General features: G+C 64.9%; 11 protein-coding genes and 1 tRNA gene. 4 read left to right on the top strand and 8 right to left on the bottom strand.

The annotated features are described in order from the left end of the window. Positions 1-9 precede the first annotated feature (9 nt). Positions 10-2,505, top strand: a complete 2,496-nt coding sequence (locus tag V3B46_RS18965; RefSeq protein ID WP_329892625.1) for a TonB-dependent receptor — start codon at positions 10-12, stop codon at positions 2,503-2,505. Further along, entirely contained in the window at positions 2,505-3,611 is a 1,107-nt protein-coding gene (locus V3B46_RS18960; protein WP_329892624.1) for a YdcF family protein, read from the top strand. The genes V3B46_RS18965 and V3B46_RS18960 overlap by 1 nt, the downstream gene beginning before the upstream one ends. Positions 3,612-3,628: 17 nt before the next feature. Here V3B46_RS18960 and fauA read toward each other — a convergent pair whose 3' ends face one another. After that, complete coding sequence (gene fauA, locus V3B46_RS18955) at positions 3,629-5,800, bottom strand: TonB-dependent alcaligin siderophore receptor FauA (RefSeq protein ID WP_329892623.1); 2,172 nt, start codon at positions 5,798-5,800, stop codon at positions 3,629-3,631. A 111-nt stretch (positions 5,801-5,911) separates the two neighbouring features. After that, entirely contained in the window at positions 5,912-6,850 is a 939-nt protein-coding gene (locus V3B46_RS18950; protein ID WP_329892622.1) for a helix-turn-helix transcriptional regulator, read from the bottom strand. Between the two features lie 139 nt (positions 6,851-6,989). On the opposite strand from V3B46_RS18950, the gene V3B46_RS18945 reads away from it, so the two are divergent. Further along, positions 6,990-9,320 (top strand): TonB-dependent receptor, encoded by a 2,331-nt coding sequence (locus V3B46_RS18945; RefSeq protein WP_329892621.1) that lies wholly within the window; start codon positions 6,990-6,992, stop codon positions 9,318-9,320. A gap of 121 nt (positions 9,321-9,441) precedes the next feature. Continuing rightward, the gene (locus V3B46_RS18940; RefSeq protein WP_329892620.1) at positions 9,442-9,903 is read left to right on the top strand and encodes a DUF4189 domain-containing protein; all 462 of its coding nucleotides are present in this window, start codon (positions 9,442-9,444) and stop codon (positions 9,901-9,903) included. 84 nt (positions 9,904-9,987) lie between these two features. Here the strand turns inward: V3B46_RS18940 and V3B46_RS18935 are convergent. The 6 genes from V3B46_RS18935 to lexA form a co-directional block, all read right to left on the bottom strand. After that, positions 9,988-10,080: transfer RNA gene (locus V3B46_RS18935), tRNA-Ser, on the bottom strand. Between the two features lie 78 nt (positions 10,081-10,158). Beyond that, the gene (gene csrA, locus V3B46_RS18930; protein ID WP_004152909.1) at positions 10,159-10,362 is read right to left on the bottom strand and encodes a carbon storage regulator CsrA; all 204 of its coding nucleotides are present in this window, start codon (positions 10,360-10,362) and stop codon (positions 10,159-10,161) included. 147 nt (positions 10,363-10,509) lie between these two features. Further along, positions 10,510-13,158, bottom strand: a complete 2,649-nt coding sequence (gene alaS / locus V3B46_RS18925; RefSeq protein WP_329892619.1) for an alanine--tRNA ligase — start codon at positions 13,156-13,158, stop codon at positions 10,510-10,512. Between the two features lie 109 nt (positions 13,159-13,267). Next, positions 13,268-13,759 (bottom strand): recombination regulator RecX, encoded by a 492-nt coding sequence (recX, locus tag V3B46_RS18920; RefSeq protein ID WP_329892618.1) that lies wholly within the window; start codon positions 13,757-13,759, stop codon positions 13,268-13,270. A gap of 110 nt (positions 13,760-13,869) precedes the next feature. Beyond that, the gene (recA, locus tag V3B46_RS18915; protein ID WP_049449560.1) at positions 13,870-14,907 is read right to left on the bottom strand and encodes a recombinase RecA; all 1,038 of its coding nucleotides are present in this window, start codon (positions 14,905-14,907) and stop codon (positions 13,870-13,872) included. Positions 14,908-15,111: 204 nt separating this feature from the next. Further along, positions 15,112-15,747: a transcriptional repressor LexA gene (lexA, locus tag V3B46_RS18910; RefSeq protein ID WP_329892617.1), complete on the bottom strand. Its 636-nt coding sequence runs from the start codon at positions 15,745-15,747 to the stop codon at positions 15,112-15,114. Positions 15,748-16,033: the final 286 nt, after the last annotated feature.

The raw sequence follows: 16,033 nt of genomic DNA, 5'->3' as shown, positions 1-16,033 counted from the left end.
CGCCCTCCGATGAACATCAGCCCTCTGGTCCTGGGCATCTCCCTGGCCCTGATCACCCTGCACGGCAGTGCGTCTGCGCAGGACGCCCCTGTCCAGAACAAGGACAGTGCCGACGCTGCAACGCTGGATGCGGTGGTGGTCACCGGTGCGGCACGCACCCAGCGTCGCTTCGATGCGTCCTTCGCGGTCAATTCACTCAGCCGCGAAGACGTGCAGAAACTCGCACCGAAAAGCTATGCCGACCTGCTCGGCTCAGTACCCGGTATCCATGTCGAGGCCACCGGTGGCGAAGTACAGAACATCACCCGGCTGCGCGGCATTCCCACCGATCGTGGCTTCATCGCCTTCCAGCAGGATGGCCTGCCGCTCTACCAGGAGCTGGATGGTCACTTCTTCAATTCCGGCGACGGCATGAACCGGTTCGATGTGATGAACCAGCGGGTAGAGATCGTACGTGGGGGCCCGGCGCCGATCTATGCCAGCAGCGGCGGCGCCATCGTCAACAACATCCTGGCCGAGGGCTCGGAAGAGACCCACGGCAAGGCGCAGCTGACCATCGGCGATACCGGCCTGTACCGCGGCGAGATGTACCAGTCCGGCGCGCTGGGCAAGGACACCTTCTACGCCGTCGGTGGCTTCCTGCGCCAGCACGACGGCTACCGCGACAACGGCTTCCCGAACGACAAGGGCGGCCAGATCCGCGGCAACATCAAGCACTACTTCGACGACACCAGCTGGTTCAAGGTCAGCGGAACCTTCGTTGACGACCACAATACGTTCTACCTGCCGATCCCGGTCGCCGACCCTCGCAATCCCAGCGTCCCGCTGGATCCCTACATCGACTACTTCGACGGCACCCTGAACTCGCCCTCGCTGCGCAGTGTCAACCTGAAGTACCTCGATGGCGGCGGTGTCCTGCAGGGCATGAACCGCGATCTGGCCGGTGGCCGCCACATGCGCTTCGGCAACATCGGCTTCCAGTACGAGAACACCGCCAGCGATTGGACGATCTCGCTGAAAACCGGCTACACCAAGGGCCGCAATACCTTCGACGCGCTGTACTCGACCACCAATCCGGTCGACGCACGCAGCTTCGCCAACGGCTATCTGGGCGCGGCCCGTACCGCCTTCGGTGCCGGCGTCACGCGGATGGGCTACGCGCTGGCCAGCAGCAACGGCGCCACTGCCTACGATCCCTACGCCGACTCCGGCCTGGTGATCTCGGCCCAGTACCGTGCTGCTGATTCTGACTTCTACTCCGGTCAGGCCGACTTCAGTGCGACGCGGCTGTTTGAAACGGCCTGGGGCAACCACGATCTGAACATCGGCGCGTACACCGCCTTCTTCGGCACCACGTCCTTCAGCCTGTACCAGGACATGCTGATGGAGATGCGCGGCAAGCCACGCCTGCTTGATCTGGTGGCCTACGGTAACGATGGCGCCCCACTGGGCTATGTCACCGACAAGGGCACGCTGCGTTACACCACCACCCTCAATCGCGGCAAGGTCGATGCCCGCATGTTCGCGGTGTATGCCAATGACACCTGGGCACTGACGGACCGCTTCAAGCTTGATGCCGGCATCCGCCATGAGCGCTACCGCTACGAGGGCTATGCCGAGCAGACCGCCCAGGTCGACCTCGGCGATCGCAACACATTGGCCGACAATACCGCGCGGCGTTTCACCGGCATCATCCAGGACCATCGCCTGAATCCGTCCGCCACCAACTGGACGGTCGGTGCGAACTTCGACTTCACCCCTGTGGTGGGCGCCTACGCCCGCGTGTCGCACATGGAGATCGTTCCCAACTCATCGGTGGCACGCTCGATCGATCCGACCATCGTGCAGACCCAGCTGGACCAGTACGAGCTGGGCCTGAAGGCGGCTTTTGGCCGGTCCTATCTGTACCTGACCGCGTTCTACACCAAGTTCGATCCACTCAATGCGTCCTTCGTCGCCTTCAATCCGACGACCGGCCGCAATGACCAGTCGGTGCCCTTCATCGGCACCGCCGTCTCCAAGGGCATCGAGCTGGATGGCCTGTTCCGACCGCTGGACTGGTTCAGCATCGCCGGTTCGATCACGGTCAGCGATCCGCAGTACGACAGCCTGCAGAACGATTCCGGCGCCGATCCGGCCGCGGTCAACGGCAAGCAGATCGTCCGCGAACCCAAGCTCTACGGCAACCTGCGACCGACCTTCAGTTTCCAGTACGGCCAGGACCAGTTCGAGACCTGGCTGCGCTATGACGTGGTCGGCAAGTCCTATGTCGATCTGTTCAACCAGACCGCGTTGCCTGCCTACCAGACCCTGGGTCTGGGCGTTTCATGGAAGCGCGGCAATTGGGGCGCACAGCTGGTGGGCGACAACCTGACCAATGAAAAGGGGCTCACCGAGGGCAACACCCGCACCGACGCGCTGGCCGGACAGGGTTCGGCCGAGGCAATCTATGGGCGGCCGCTGTTCGGCCGCAACGTCCGCCTGATGGTCAGCAGGAGCTGGTGATGCACCGACGATTGAGCTTGTCCCTCACCCTGCTGGCCACGGCTGTGCTGCCGCTTGCGGCAGCCGCCGATGACCGCGACAGCGCCGCCCTCGCCTCGCGCTTGTTTCCGACCCTCGTGCAGCTGAAGCACGATACGTTGCCCGATCGTGCGCGCGCCGCCCTGGCCGAACGCATGCAGCAGCTGGCGGCCTGCCGGACCACTGCCTGCACACTCGATGCCGCACGCTGGACGCCCGCGCAGGCGGGCCTGTTGAGCGCCGCGGTTCCGGCGCGCGCTGCAGCCATCGAAAGGGAGCTGGCGGGCCTCAACAACATCCTCTCCATCTACGGCCACGGCCAGCCGCCCCGCTACGACGCCATCGACGGCCCGGTCGGCGCGGCAGGCAGCACGCGACTGGCCGGCGATGTTGCCATTGCCATGCAGATGAGCGAAGTGGACGCCGGCGCGGCCTACACCGCATTCGATCGCAGCATCGCCGTGGCGGTGGGCCTGCTTGATGCCAATGACCGCCTCGATGCGATCCGCTTCGAGCCCATCAACGCGGGAATCAACGCCGCGCCATTCGCGCGCGCGCGACAGTTCGATTGGAATGCGCATCCGTACACAGCGATCATCGTGCTGGGCCAGGGACCGGACGAGCTGACCACCCCACTCAGCGCTGGCAGCAAGCTGCGCCTGAAAGCCGCTGCGCAGCGCTATGCGGCGGGCGATGCACCTTTCATCATCGTCTCCGGTGGCGCCGTGCATCCACGCGGCACCCGAAGCGTCGAAGCGGTGCAGATGCGCGAAGCGCTGATCGCGCGCTTCGGCATTCCCGCAGATGCGATCATCATCGAACCGTATGCCCGCCACACCACCACCAACCTGCGCAATGCAGCCCGGCTGCTGGCGGCCCTGCAGGCACCGCCGCGGCAACCGGCACTGGTGGTCAGCAGTCCGTCGCATATCGATTCGGTCGCCAGCAGCGGGTTCAGTGACCGCAACCGCCGTGAGCTGGGCTACGTTCCCGGCAAGGTCGGTTCACGCATTTCACCGTACGCGATCACCTTCGTGCCAGCGCCCGAATCACTTCGCATCGACCCGATGGATCCACTGGATCCCTGAACCTCGCCACTGCCGCCTCAATAGCCGACCTTCAGCGTGAACATCACGTTTCGCGGCGCGCCGTACCAGCCCTGGTTGTAGAAGCCGATCTGCGAGTAGTAGTGGCGGTCAAACAGGTTGTTGATGTTGACCGCCGCCGACACATTGGAACTGAACTGATAGCGCGCCATCAGGTTCACCAGCGCGTAGCTGGGCTGCTCCACCGGCACACGGCGATTCCCTGGCGCGGTAGCGGTCTGGTACATGCGGTTCTGCCAGTCCACGCCACCGCCGATCGTCAGCCGGTCCCAGGTACCCGGCAGGCGCCAGGTGGTGAACAGCTTGAACAGGCTGCGCGGCTTGGCGGTATTGATCGCCCGGCCCTGCGCGTCCTGCGCGATGAAGGTGGTGAAGCTGGTGCCCAGGCTCCAGCCCGGCAGCGGCTCGCCGGCCAGTTCCAGTTCCAGGCCGTCCACGGTTGCGCCCTTCACCGCGCGATAGGCCGCCTGCGTGCTGCCTTCGACCAGCCCGCCGGTGGCCTCGGCCAGGTTGTCCTGCTGGGTGCGGAACAACGCCGCTGATGCGTTCAAACGCTCTTGCAGCCAGCTGCCCTTGAGGCCCAGCTCATAGCTGCGGCCAATGACCGGATCGAGGATCTGCCCGGATTCGTTGCGGTTGTTCTGCGGCTTGAAGATGCCGGTGTAGCTGGCGTACACGCTGCTGTAGCCGTTGAGGTCCCAGACCACGCCGGCATACGGTACGAACTCGTTGCGGTAGCGGTACTTCCGCTTGGTGCCAAAGTAGACCTGGTCGGTCTCCCAGTTGCTCATGCGGCCACCGACGATCACGTGCAGCGGATCGGCCAGCGACAGCCGCGCCACCGCGTAGGCACCGCTCTGATGGTTGTCCAGGTCATCGGCCTGGGTCTTGCTGCTGGCCCACGTCGGCTCCGGCGTGCCCGGCCCGTGCCAGTCCAGATAGCTGGCCAACGGCGGCAGCGGCGCCAGCGCGCGGTACTGCCCCAGCGCGATTTCATCGCGTGAGCGCGACCAGCCGATGGACGCAGTGTGCTGGCGGCCGAACAGCTGGAACGGACCGGTCAGGCTGGCGCTGATCGCTTCGCGGCGCACCGGACCGTCGTAGCGGGTGAAGCTGTTGCCATTGGGCATGGCACCAGTGACCGGGTCAGGATAGCCACCGCGATAGAGATGCTTCATCTCCATGTCGGTATGCGATCGGCTGTAGGAGACGCGCGCCTGCCAGTCGTTGCTGAAACGATGGTTGAAATCGAAGAAGCCGTTGCGGGTATCGGTGCTCATCCGTGCCCACGGCGCGGTGGCTGATACCGAGCGGTCGAAGCGGGTACGCGTGCCATCGGCGTTGAACAGCGCGAAGCCGCTGCCGAAGCCGCGGTTGTCGTTGCTCTGGTAGGAGATGCCGGCGATCAACCCGGTGTCCTCGCCCAGGTCCACGCTGACCACGCCGTAGAGCGTCTTCGCCGTACTGTCCAGGCCAGCGGTGTAGCTGTCGCCCTCTGCCTGCGCAGCGACCACGCGACCACGCACACGCCCTTCCCGGCTCAGCGGGCTGGACACATCCGCCCACGCGCGCCGTGCGTCCCAGCTGCCGAGGCTGATGCCACCACTGGCAGCGAACTCGCGCAGCGGGCGCTTGCGCACGTAGTTCACTGCCGCCGAGGGATTGCCGGCGCCGGTCATCAGGCCGTTGGCGCCGCGCACGATCTCGATGCGGTCATACACCACCATGTCCAGGTTGTTCTCGCCGAAATTCCACGGCGACAGCACCGGCATCACCACGCCATCGAACTGGTAGTTGTCGATGTCGAAGCCGCGTGCGGAGAACGAGTAGCGGTTGGCGTCGCTGCGCGTGACCGAGATGCCAGGTGCGGTCGCCAAGGCATCGGCGGTGCTGAGCAGGCCACGGTCCTCGATCTGCTGGCGGGTGACCACGCTGACGGATTGCGGGGTCTGCCGCGAGGTCAGCGACAGTCCGGTCGCCGTGCCCATCGAGTCGGTGGTGTAGGAACGCGACGTTTCGGTGCTGCCATCGAGGTCGGCCGTGACCTGCACGGTTGGAAGCTGGGAAGGCGTTACGGACGGAGTGCGTTCGGCGGCGTGGGCAGCGTTGAACAGCGCCAGGGTCGTGCCGATGGCGCTAGCCAGGGCACACGGGCGGAAACAGGCAGGCATGGGAGATCCAGCGGGAAGGAAAGGCTGGATGAGAATTATTGTCATTTGAGCGTGAGCGCACGTATGCGCGGACGCAGCAGGCGTATGCGCACTGCCGACGGTGGTCCGGACTCAGCGAAGCTCGCTGGGCGCGATGCCGTAGCGCGCGCGGAATGCGGTCGCGAAATTGGTGGCGTGCCGGTAGCCGACGAAGTGTGCGGCCTGCTGCACGCTGCAGCCCTGCCGCAGCTGCTCGCAGGCCAACTGCAGGCGCCGCTCGCGCAGCCAGGCGAACACCGAACACCGGTGCACCTGCTGGAACTTCAGCCGTAGGCTGCTCGGGCTCATGCAGGCCAGGCGCGCCAGATCCTCCAGGCTGTGGTCAGCCGCAGGTGATGCCTGCAGGCAGTCGATCACCCGTTGCAGCATGCGGCGATCACGTGCTGAAACACGCTGGTCCGGCGATGCCTCCTGGGCAGGCGCACCCAGCGCCATCGCCAGCATCTGCAGGCCCACACCCTCGCACAGCAGCGCATGCATTGCGCCCTGCCAGGTCCCCGACAGCAACTGTTCGGCGGCATGTTCAACATGCGCGGGTACCTGCCAGCTGTGCAGCCGCCGGCGACCATGGCGATGAGCCTGCAACAGCAGTTCGCTGATCACCGGATCATCCATCTCGGCCGGTGCATCCAGCGAGACATTCAGACTGCGCATCCGTTGACCGGCCGGATGAATCGCAGTCATCGGCGTGGCATCGGCCAACACCATCGCGCCGGCGCCGCGGTTCATGCCGATCACAGCCTGCCCTTCCAGGCGTGCTCCGGCACGACCTTCCAGCATCACGATCGCAGCGAACGGCGGGGGTGCCTCCGAAGTCGCCTCGAACGGCTGATGCGCGACCACGTCCGACAGCGCCAGGCTGATGCCAGGGCGCAGGCAGCGCTGTTCCACCCTGCCCTCGACCACGCACAGCGCGCCCGAATCGGCAGCGGACGCGAGTGCTGGCAGCCGATAGCGGAAACCACTGCTGCGGCCCAAGCGGTCCAGGTCGGCAAGGGTGAGGGTGTGCATGGGGCGCCTGAGGGAAATCCAGTGCCATTGTCATATGAGAACCGCTCTCATCTCCAGCCTTCGTGGCAAGGCCCGATCTGCCCTTGCCGATACAAATAGTTACGTTATAACATTTCACACCTTTTTCACGGAGCGTTCCATGCGTCGCCACCTGCTTGCTGCCGCCATTCTGTTCGTCGTTCACAACGCCCAGGCTGGGGACGAACCTACCCTTCCCACCCTCCAGGTGCAGGCCTCGCAGCCCTCCCGCATCGACAGCCGGGTCACCGTGGACAACCCGCAGGCGCAGAACCGCACCCTCGGCGGCCTGCTCGAACACGTCTCCGGTGTGCAGAGCAGCGCCTTCGGGCCGAATGCGGGCGCCCCGGTCATCCGCAGCCTCAGCGGCAACCGCGTGCAGATCCTGCAGGACGGCCAATCGATTCTGGGCATGAACGCGATCAGCGGTGACATCAACATCCCGTTCGATCCGCTGTTCGTACGCAGCGTCACCGTCAACAAGTCCTCCGATACCGTGCGCTATGGCGGCAATGCGATCGGTGGCAGCGTGGAGATCGACTCCGGCCTGATCTCGCGCAGCATGGAAGACAAGGACCAGTCGATGGAACTGGTCCTGCGCAAGGGCTTCAACGCCGCCAACGCGCAGGGCTTCCGCATGAACTTCAACAACCAGCGCAACGTCTCCACCAACCTGCAGGTCTCGCGACAGCGGATCTCGCACTACGACATCCCCGGCAACAGCAAGGCCAGCGTCTGCAATACCGGACTGTTCCCGGCCGGCGGGGGCGTCAACTCGGCACTGGCCGATGCCTGCCAGAAAGAGGCGCGCGTCCAGCAGCTCTACAACAAGGCCTCGCAGCCGTACATCGACCAGTTCATGACCGAGAACCCGGACTGGGCCGATGGTGACTTCTCGTTCTACACCAACAATCCGACCTCGGTCTGGCAGCGCCGCACCTACATCAATCCGGTCAACCCGGCCTACGTGCCCGGCACACCGTCGTATGTGCAGAAGCAGATCAACAACGATGTGACGCCCGACTACCATCATCGGCTGGGCAACAGCTATGCGCGCAACAGTCAGGTGGCCTTCGGCTCGACCCTGTTCTTCGACCGTGGCTACGTGGGTGTCAGCATTGATGCCAAGGACAGTGAGTACGGCGTTCCAGGCTTCTCGATGCAGAACCTGTCGTTCGGTTCCAACTATGCCGATGGCCTGCCGGTGGGCGTGGTGATCAAGCAGCAGCGCTATGCGCTGGAAGCGCTGCTGCGTGATCCACTGCCGTGGTTTGAGCGCGCGGAACTCCGCGTTTCCAAGCTGGACAACACCTCAGGCGAGCGGCTGGGCGCCACCAAGGCCAACGACTACGATTTCGAGAGCACCCAGGCCGAGCTGCTGCTCAGCCATCAACGCATCGGCCCGCTCAGCGGCCTGCTCGGTTTCAGCCATCAGTCGCGTGATGTCACCGGCAGCGGTTCTCTGCGCTACCTGCCGGACGTGGACACCCGCAGCAATGCGGTGTTCCTGAAGGAAACGCTGGATTTCGGCTGGGCCACCTTCGATGCCGGCGTGCGTCACGAGCGCATCGACCACAAGCTGCAGCCCAGCCGCTTCAAGACCGCGCGCAATGCCGCCAACACGAAACTGCAGGACCGTGACTACCGGCTCAACAGCTACAGCTTGGGTTCGTATATCGAGCTGGGGCCGATGTTCGCGGCCAAGGTGCGCTATTCGACTTCGCAACGTGCCCCGGAGATCAACGAGCTGTATGCCAGCAACGCACACTACTCGGTGATGACCCAGGAAGAAGGCAACCAGAACCTCGAGCCGGAGCGGGCTAAGAACCTGGAACTGACCGGCCTGTTCCACCTCGGTGGTTTCGAACTGTCGGCCACCGCGTACCGGATGCGGTACGAAAACTACCTCTACCTCGGCTACTCCGGCCTGCAGACCGCCAACCGCCTGCCACTGAAGTACTGGAAGCAGACCGACACCACGGTGAAGGGCTTCGAGATCGATGCCTCGCATGCACTGGAGCTGGGCCGCTATGGCACGTTGAACGTCTCCGCCTTCGCCGACCTGGTCAAGAACAAGGCCGACCGCCCCGATTCGCTGCGTGCCCACAATGATGGCGAGTACCTGCCGAACATGCCGACCAACCGCTATGGTGCCAACCTGCAGTGGCAGCGCGAGGGCTGGAAGGCGCAGCTGTCCAGCACCTACTACGACACGCAGAAGTACCTCGGCCGCAACGTCAGCGAGGAAGTGCCGCTGGATGCGTTCAACCTGGTCGACCTGCAGGTCAGCCGTGAGCTGCCGGTACGCAACAGCTACATCGCTGGCATGGAGGTGTTCGTCAACGGCAGCAACCTGCTCAATGAAGAAGCACGCCCGCACAACTCGCCGCTGAAGTACATCGCGCCGCTGCCCGGGCGTGGTTTCCAGGTGGGTGTAACGGTACGGCTCTGACAACCGGATGCATCGGTACACGCCTGCAGGCGGACGGCCTGCAGGCATCGTCCATCGCCCCCCCTGCGTGGTTGCGCCACGCTCCCCGGTTGATTCACCATCGGGAGAAAAGGAGAGCGTGATGAACTGGAAGCATGCGGTTTCACTGGCGCTTTTGTTGTCCGTTTCATCAGGCGCAAGTGCTGCGTCTGCGATCACCTACGACAAGGATGGCCGCTACGGCTATTCGATGAACCAATCTTCCCTCACCACTGCGATGCAGCAGTCGCTGCACTACTGCGCAGCGCGATCGCGCAATTGCGGTCAGTCCGCCAGCACCAGCAGCGAAGGCTATTCGGCCATAGCGACCGGCACGATTGCGTTGGGCTTTGCACTGGGTGAGAAAACCGCGGACGCCGCGCAGCGGAAGGCCGAAAGAATGTGCAGGGAACGTGCCAACGACTGCACGCTTGCCTTGCTGTGGCGGGAAACCCCACCTCGCCATCTTGAACCGCCACATCTGCCCGGTGCGCCCGCTGCGGCACCAGCGGCGACGCCCGCGCCCATGCCAACGCCTGCCACCCGCACCGATCAGCCAGGATAGTCAGCTCCACGCCGGCTGTACTTTCGAGTGTCGGATAAAGAAAAACGCCTGCAGATCGAGGATCTGCAGGCGCATCTTTGTATCTGGCGGAGTGAGAGGGATTCGAACCCTCGATAGAGCTTTTGACCCTATACTCCCTTAGCAGGGGAGCCCCTTCGGCCACTCGGGCATCACTCCGGGGTTTTCTCCGCGTCTGGTGCGTTGCACCTCAGCGGGGCGTGAATCATAACGTTAATCGAGTGCGAAGGTAAAGCGTTATTCGGCAGAATTTTCGCTACCGGTGCCACCGGCTTCGTCACCGCGCTGGATGCGCTGATAGATCTCTTCGCGATGCACAGCGACGTCCTTCGGCGCGGTGATGCCGATACGCACCTGGTTACCCTTGACGCCAAGCACGGTGACGCTCACCGAGTCTCCGATCATCAGGGTTTCGCCGACGCGGCGAGTCAGGATCAACATTTTTGTAAGTCTCCATGGAACCGTGTGGAAGGGTATCCCCCACCGGCTTGACGCTCCGTCAAGAAGCGCTACCACGACAAAGGGAAAAGATTCGCAATGGTACCGTCAGCCGTCCCGCTCCTACAAGGAGGGGGACGGCCAGGTTCATCACAGGCGGGGGCTGACCCATTCGACGACTGCAGCCAGCGCAGTGGCAAGGGCGGGCCCGTCCTCGCCACCACCCTGGGCGAGGTCCGGGCGTCCGCCGCCCTTGCCCCCGATCTGACTGGCGATATGGGACAACAGTTCCCCGGCCTTGACCTTGCCCGTTGCACTGCCGTTCACACCCGCGACCAGGGCGGCCTTGCCGTCCTGGGCGCCGGCCAGCACGATCACCGCGTCGCCCAGCTGCTGCTTGAGGCGGTCCATGGCGTCACGCAGGGCCTTGGCATCGAAGCCCTCCAGGCGGGCGGCCAGCACCTTCACGCCGGCAACCTCGACGGCCTGGCCGGACAGGTCGGCCGTGGCACCTGCGGCGACCTTGGCCTTCACGGCGTCCAGTTCGCGCTCCAGCTGCTTCTGTCGCTGGCCAAGGGCACGGATCTTCTCGACCACGTCGGCAGCGCTGCCGCCGAGCAGGTCTGCGGCTTCGGCCAGGCGGGCCTCTTCGGCGTCCACGTAGTCCAGGGCGCCCTGGCCAGTGACCGCTTCGATACGGCGCACGCCAGCGGAGACACCGCCCTCGGAGGTGATCTTGAACAGGCCGATGTCGCCGGTGCGGTTGACGTGGGTACCGCCGCACAGCTCGGTGGAGTAGTCACCCATCTTCAGCACGCGCACGTGCTCGCCGTACTTTTCGCCAAACAGGGCCATCGCGCCGAAGTCCAGCGCTTCCTGCATGCCCATGTTGTGCACTTCGGCGGCGTTGTTGGCGCGCACCTGCTGATTGACCTTGCGCTCGATCACGGCCAGCTCTTCCGCACTGATCGGCTGGAAGTGCGAGAAGTCGAAACGCAGGCGGTCCGGAGCGACCAGCGAGCCCTTCTGCTGCACGTGGGTGCCGAGCACTTCGCGCAGTGCGGCATGCAGCAGGTGGGTGGCGGAGTGGTTGAGGATGGTGGCGCCTCGGCGCTCACCGTCGACCTGGCCGGAAAGCACATCACCGACCTTCAGGCCGCCTTCGGACAGGGTGCCGACGTGGCCATGGAACTGGCCGGCGAACTTCTGGGTGTCTTCCACCACCAGGCGCACGCCATTGCCTGTGAGCACGCCGGTGTCGCCGACCTGGCCGCCGGACTCGGCGTAGAACGGGGTCTGGTTGGTGATCACGATGACCGCATCACCGGCATCGGCCGACTGCACCGGACGACCATCCTTGAGCAGGGCCAGCACGGTCAGGCCGTCGGCCTGCAGGCGGTCGTAGCCAAGGAACTGGGTCGGGCTCAGGGTCGCCACCAGCTCGGCCGGCAGCGTCACGCCCCCCCCGAACTTGCCGGCCGCGCGCGCGGTCTCGCGCTGCTGCTCCATCGCGGCGTCGAAGCCGGCGATGTCGACGGTCAGGTCGCGCTCGCGGGCAATGTCCTGGGTCAGGTCGAGCGGGAAGCCATAGGTGTCGTACAGGCGGAACGCGTCAACGCCCGGGATCACGCCATTGCTGGCCTTGCCGGCCACGTCCTCGAAGATCTTCATGCCGGCATCAAGGGTTTCAGCGAAACGCTCTTCCTCGGCCTGCAGCGCACGGGTGACGGTATCCACCGCCGCCGGCAGCTCCGGGTAGGCCTCGCCCATCTGCTCGACCAGGGTCGGCACCAGCTTGCTGAAGAACGGCTGGCGCACGCCCAGCATCCAGCCGTGGCGCAGGGCGCGGCGGATGATACGGCGCAGCACGTAGCCGCGGCCTTCGTTGGACGGCAGCACGCCGTCGACGATCAGGAACGAGCAGGCACGGATGTGGTCGGCGATCACGCGCAGCGACTTGTTTTCCAGGTCGGCGGTGCCGGTCAGTTCGCTGGCCTTGCGGATCAGCGCCTGGAACAGGTCGATCTCGTAGTTGGTGTGCACATGCTGCAGGATCGCCGCCAGGCGCTCCAGGCCCATGCCGGTATCCACGCACGGCGCCGGCAACGGCACCAGGGTGCCATCCGGCTGGCGGTCGAACTGCATGAACACCAGGTTCCAGATTTCGATGAAGCGGTCGCCGTCCTCATCCGGGGAGCCCGGGGGGCCGCCGGCGATATGGTCACCGTGGTCGTAGAAGATCTCGGTGCACGGGCCGCACGGACCGGTGTCGGCCATCTGCCAGAAGTTGTCCGAAGCGAACGGTGCGCCCTTGTTGTCGCCAATGCGCACGATGCGCTCTTCCGGCACGCCGACCATGTCGCGCCACAGTGCGTACGCTTCGTCATCGGTCTGGTAGACGGTGACCAGCAGGCGCTCGGCCGGCAGCTTCCAGACCTGGGTCAGCAGTTCCCAGGCCCAGGCGATCGCATCCTTCTTGAAGTAGTCGCCGAACGACCAGTTGCCCAGCATTTCGAAGAAGGTGTGGTGGCGTGCGGTGTAGCCGACCTGGTCGAGGTCGTTGTGCTTGCCGCCCGCGCGCAGGCAGCGCTGCACGTCGGCCGCGCGCACGTAGCTGCGCTTCTCCGCGCCAAGGAACACGTCCTTGAACTGCACCATGCCGGAGTTGGTGAACAGCAGGGTCGGATCATTGCCCGGCACCAGCGGCGCCGACGGCACGATGGTGTGGCCTTTGCCCTTGAAGAATTCAAGGAAGTCGCTGCGGATCTGGGAAGTCGTGAATTTGGCGGATGCGTTCATTGGGGGCTGGCAGTCTGCGGGCCGGCGGGCCCGGACCACCGGCCGTGTTGGCCAGGGTCGCGAGGGACCGCCGAAAACCTAAAGGGTATCAGGCCCGGCGCCGCCAGTCTCAGTCATCCGGGTCGTAGCGGGTCGCACGGCGGATGCTGTCGCCGTCGAAGCCCCGTCGGGCCAGCAGATCAGCGGCCTTGCGCCGCTGCGTCAGGTCCTGCGGGCCGGCCTCGCCAAAGCGCCTGCGGACCAGATCACGGGCGTTTTCCTGCCAGTCGCCTTCGTAGCTGTCCATCGCCGCGGCAATCGCGGCACTGTCCAGGCCGTGGGTGCTCAGTTCGGCGCGGACATGGATCGGCCCATAACCGGTGTTGGCGCGCATCCGCACCAGGTTCTCGGCAAATCGGGTGTCGTCCTGCCAGCCGGCCTCGGTCAGCTTGGCGACAGCGGCCTGCGCGGCTTCGTCTTCGATGCCGCGAGCGGTCAGCTTGCGAGTGAGTTCCTTGCGCGAGTGCTCGCGGCGGACCAGCAGGCCAAGCGCTCGTTGCACGGGCGTCTGCTCGCGCGGCCGGCGTTTGCGGCCGGTGGGAATGTCGTCAGCGTCGGACATCGGTGCTCCAAGGGTGGCGCCATCCGTGGCGCCCAGCCCATCCCTGGGCGATTCGAACCTGCGGGACAGGGCGACGTCACTGACGGCGCCGCCCTGCCCCACAGCAAGCCTTATTCGTCGTCGCCTTCGTCGTCGCCTTCCTCACGGGTGGCTTCGGTCGGCTGGAACTTCTCGCGCAGCTCGGCTTCAAGCTTGGCAGCGACCGTCGGGTTGTCGCGCAGGTAGCCACGGGCGTTGTCCTTGCCCTGGCCGATACGCTCTTCACCGTAGCTGTACCAGGCGCCGGCCTTCTCGACCAGCTTGGCATCCACACCCATATCGATCAGCTCGCCCTCGCGGCTGATGCCTTCGCCGTACAGGATCTCGGTGATGACCTGCTTGAACGGAGGCGCCAGCTTGTTCTTGACGACCTTGATCTTGGTCTGGTTGCCGATGATCTCATCGCCCTTCTTGATCGCGCCGATACGGCGGATGTCCAGGCGCACCGAGGCGTAGAACTTCAGCGCGTTGCCGCCGGTGGTGGTTTCCGGGCTCTGGCCCGGCATCATCACGCCGATCTTCATGCGCAGCTGGTTGATGAAGACCACCAGGGTGTTGGAGCGCTTGATGTTGCCGGTCAGCTTGCGCAGCGCCTGGCTCATCAGGCGGGCCTGCAGGCCCGGCAGCTGGTCGCCCATCTCGCCTTCGATTTCGGCCTTCGGGGTCAGCGCGGCGACCGAGTCGATCACCAGGATGTCCACCGAACCCGAACGGACCAGCATGTCGGCGATTTCCAGCGCCTGCTCACCGGTGTCCGGCTGCGACAGCAGCAGGTCGTCCACGTTCACGCCCAGCTTGGCGGCGTAGATCGGGTCCAGCGCGTGCTCGGCGTCGATGAAGGCCGCGGTGCCGCCCATCTTCTGGCATTCGGCGATGGCCTGCAGGGTCAAGGTGGTCTTGCCCGAGGATTCCGGCCCGTAGATTTCAACGACACGGCCCTTCGGCAGACCACCAATGCCCAGCGCGATGTCGAGCATCAGCGAACCGGTCGGGATGGCTTCGACGGGTTCGACCACGCGGTCGCCCATGCGCATCACCGAGCCCTTGCCGAACTGCTTTTCGATCTGGCCCAGAGCTGCAGCGAGGGCGCGCTTCTTGTTCTCGTCCATCGGATTGGTCCTTGCAGAGGTCGTGTCGTTGGAGGTGCTGTCTTTGGGGGTCTTCTTTGCCATGGGTTCACTTTAAGTCGGACGTATCGCACAGGCTGAGATTCTGCCCGGCGCTCTGAAAAGAATTATCGGACATCCGTACCAACCTCAGTGGAACCAGAGAATCGCCACAAAAGACCGCGGGGTAATGTGCTATGGAACGGGTCAACGGTTGGGTCGCAACAGGCCGCAATAGAGACCCTCGATCGCGAAGTCCTGATCCGGCAGCACCTCGATCGGCTTGTAGTCGGGATTGCGCGGCAGCAGGCGGATACGATCCTTGGCGATCTTCAGCAGCTTGACGGTGATCTCGTCATCGACGCGGGCCACGACGATCTGTCCGGAATGGGCGTCGCGGGTGCGGTGCACGCCGATCAGGTCACCGTCGAAGATGCCCTCGTCGATCATCGAATCGCCCTGCACCTTCAGCAGGTAGTCCGGCGCCGGGGAGAAGAACACCCGGTCCAGCACCACGAAATCGTCCGAGCCGATATCAGCACCGATCGGCAGGCCGGCTGCAACCCGGCCGAGCACCGGCAGGCGCAGCACGCTGTCGGGCAGGCCCGGCTCGGCCAGCTTCTCGACCGGTGGCGCCTGTACCAGGCGGATACCGCGGGCCTGGCCCGGGATGCGACGGATCGCACCGGCCTGCTCCAGGGCCTCCAGGTGGTACTGGGCCGCGCGCACGCCCTTGAAGCCGAACGCACGTGCGATTTCAGTCTGCGACGGCGGTGCGCCTTCGCTCTCGATACGCTCGGCGATCAACTGCAGGATCGCCTGCTGGGTGTCGGTCAGGTCCATGGTTAGTAGTATTACTACTAATATCCGGAACTGCAAGTGCCGGGGGCGACACGGGGTGATGCGGACCTGTTGGGCCGGGGCATGCTCGGCAGGCGCGCCCCCGGCCAGCCGGCCGGTCGGCGAAGGCAAAGGCAAAAGCAAGGGCAATAGCAGATGCAGCCGACTAACAGTCGGCTCTACAGGAATCGCTGCGCGATTCCTCGGTTCCCGCTGGGAACCGCCGCGGGGCGCCCCCACCAAGTGGTTTGGCGCGCTGGCAACAGGAAAAACGAGAAAGACCCCCCCC

Origin of the sequence: Stenotrophomonas sp. SMYL11, assembly GCF_036320005.1 — a bacterium.
Taxonomy (GTDB): Bacteria; Pseudomonadota; Gammaproteobacteria; order Xanthomonadales; family Xanthomonadaceae; genus Stenotrophomonas; species Stenotrophomonas maltophilia_A.
Note: the sequence above shows the minus strand (reverse complement) of the source record. Positions and strands in the feature narration are given on the sequence as shown.

Bases quoted from the DNA above. Each gene is read 5' to 3' on its own strand.
- V3B46_RS18965 (WP_329892625.1), top strand. From the start codon at position 10: ATGAACATCAGCCCTCTGGTCCTGGGCATCTCCCTGGCCCTGATCACC.
- V3B46_RS18960 (WP_329892624.1), top strand. From the start codon at position 2,505: ATGCACCGACGATTGAGCTTGTCCCTCACCCTGCTGGCCACGGCTGTG.
- fauA (WP_329892623.1), bottom strand. From the start codon at position 5,800: ATGCCTGCCTGTTTCCGCCCGTGTGCCCTGGCTAGCGCCATCGGCACG.
- V3B46_RS18950 (WP_329892622.1), bottom strand. From the start codon at position 6,850: ATGCACACCCTCACCCTTGCCGACCTGGACCGCTTGGGCCGCAGCAGT.
- V3B46_RS18945 (WP_329892621.1), top strand. From the start codon at position 6,990: ATGCGTCGCCACCTGCTTGCTGCCGCCATTCTGTTCGTCGTTCACAAC.
- V3B46_RS18940 (WP_329892620.1), top strand. From the start codon at position 9,442: ATGAACTGGAAGCATGCGGTTTCACTGGCGCTTTTGTTGTCCGTTTCA.
- csrA (WP_004152909.1), bottom strand. From the start codon at position 10,362: ATGTTGATCCTGACTCGCCGCGTCGGCGAAACCCTGATGATCGGAGAC.
- alaS (WP_329892619.1), bottom strand. From the start codon at position 13,158: ATGAACGCATCCGCCAAATTCACGACTTCCCAGATCCGCAGCGACTTC.
- recX (WP_329892618.1), bottom strand. From the start codon at position 13,759: ATGTCCGACGCTGACGACATTCCCACCGGCCGCAAACGCCGGCCGCGC.
- recA (WP_049449560.1), bottom strand. From the start codon at position 14,907: ATGGACGAGAACAAGAAGCGCGCCCTCGCTGCAGCTCTGGGCCAGATC.
- lexA (WP_329892617.1), bottom strand. From the start codon at position 15,747: ATGGACCTGACCGACACCCAGCAGGCGATCCTGCAGTTGATCGCCGAG.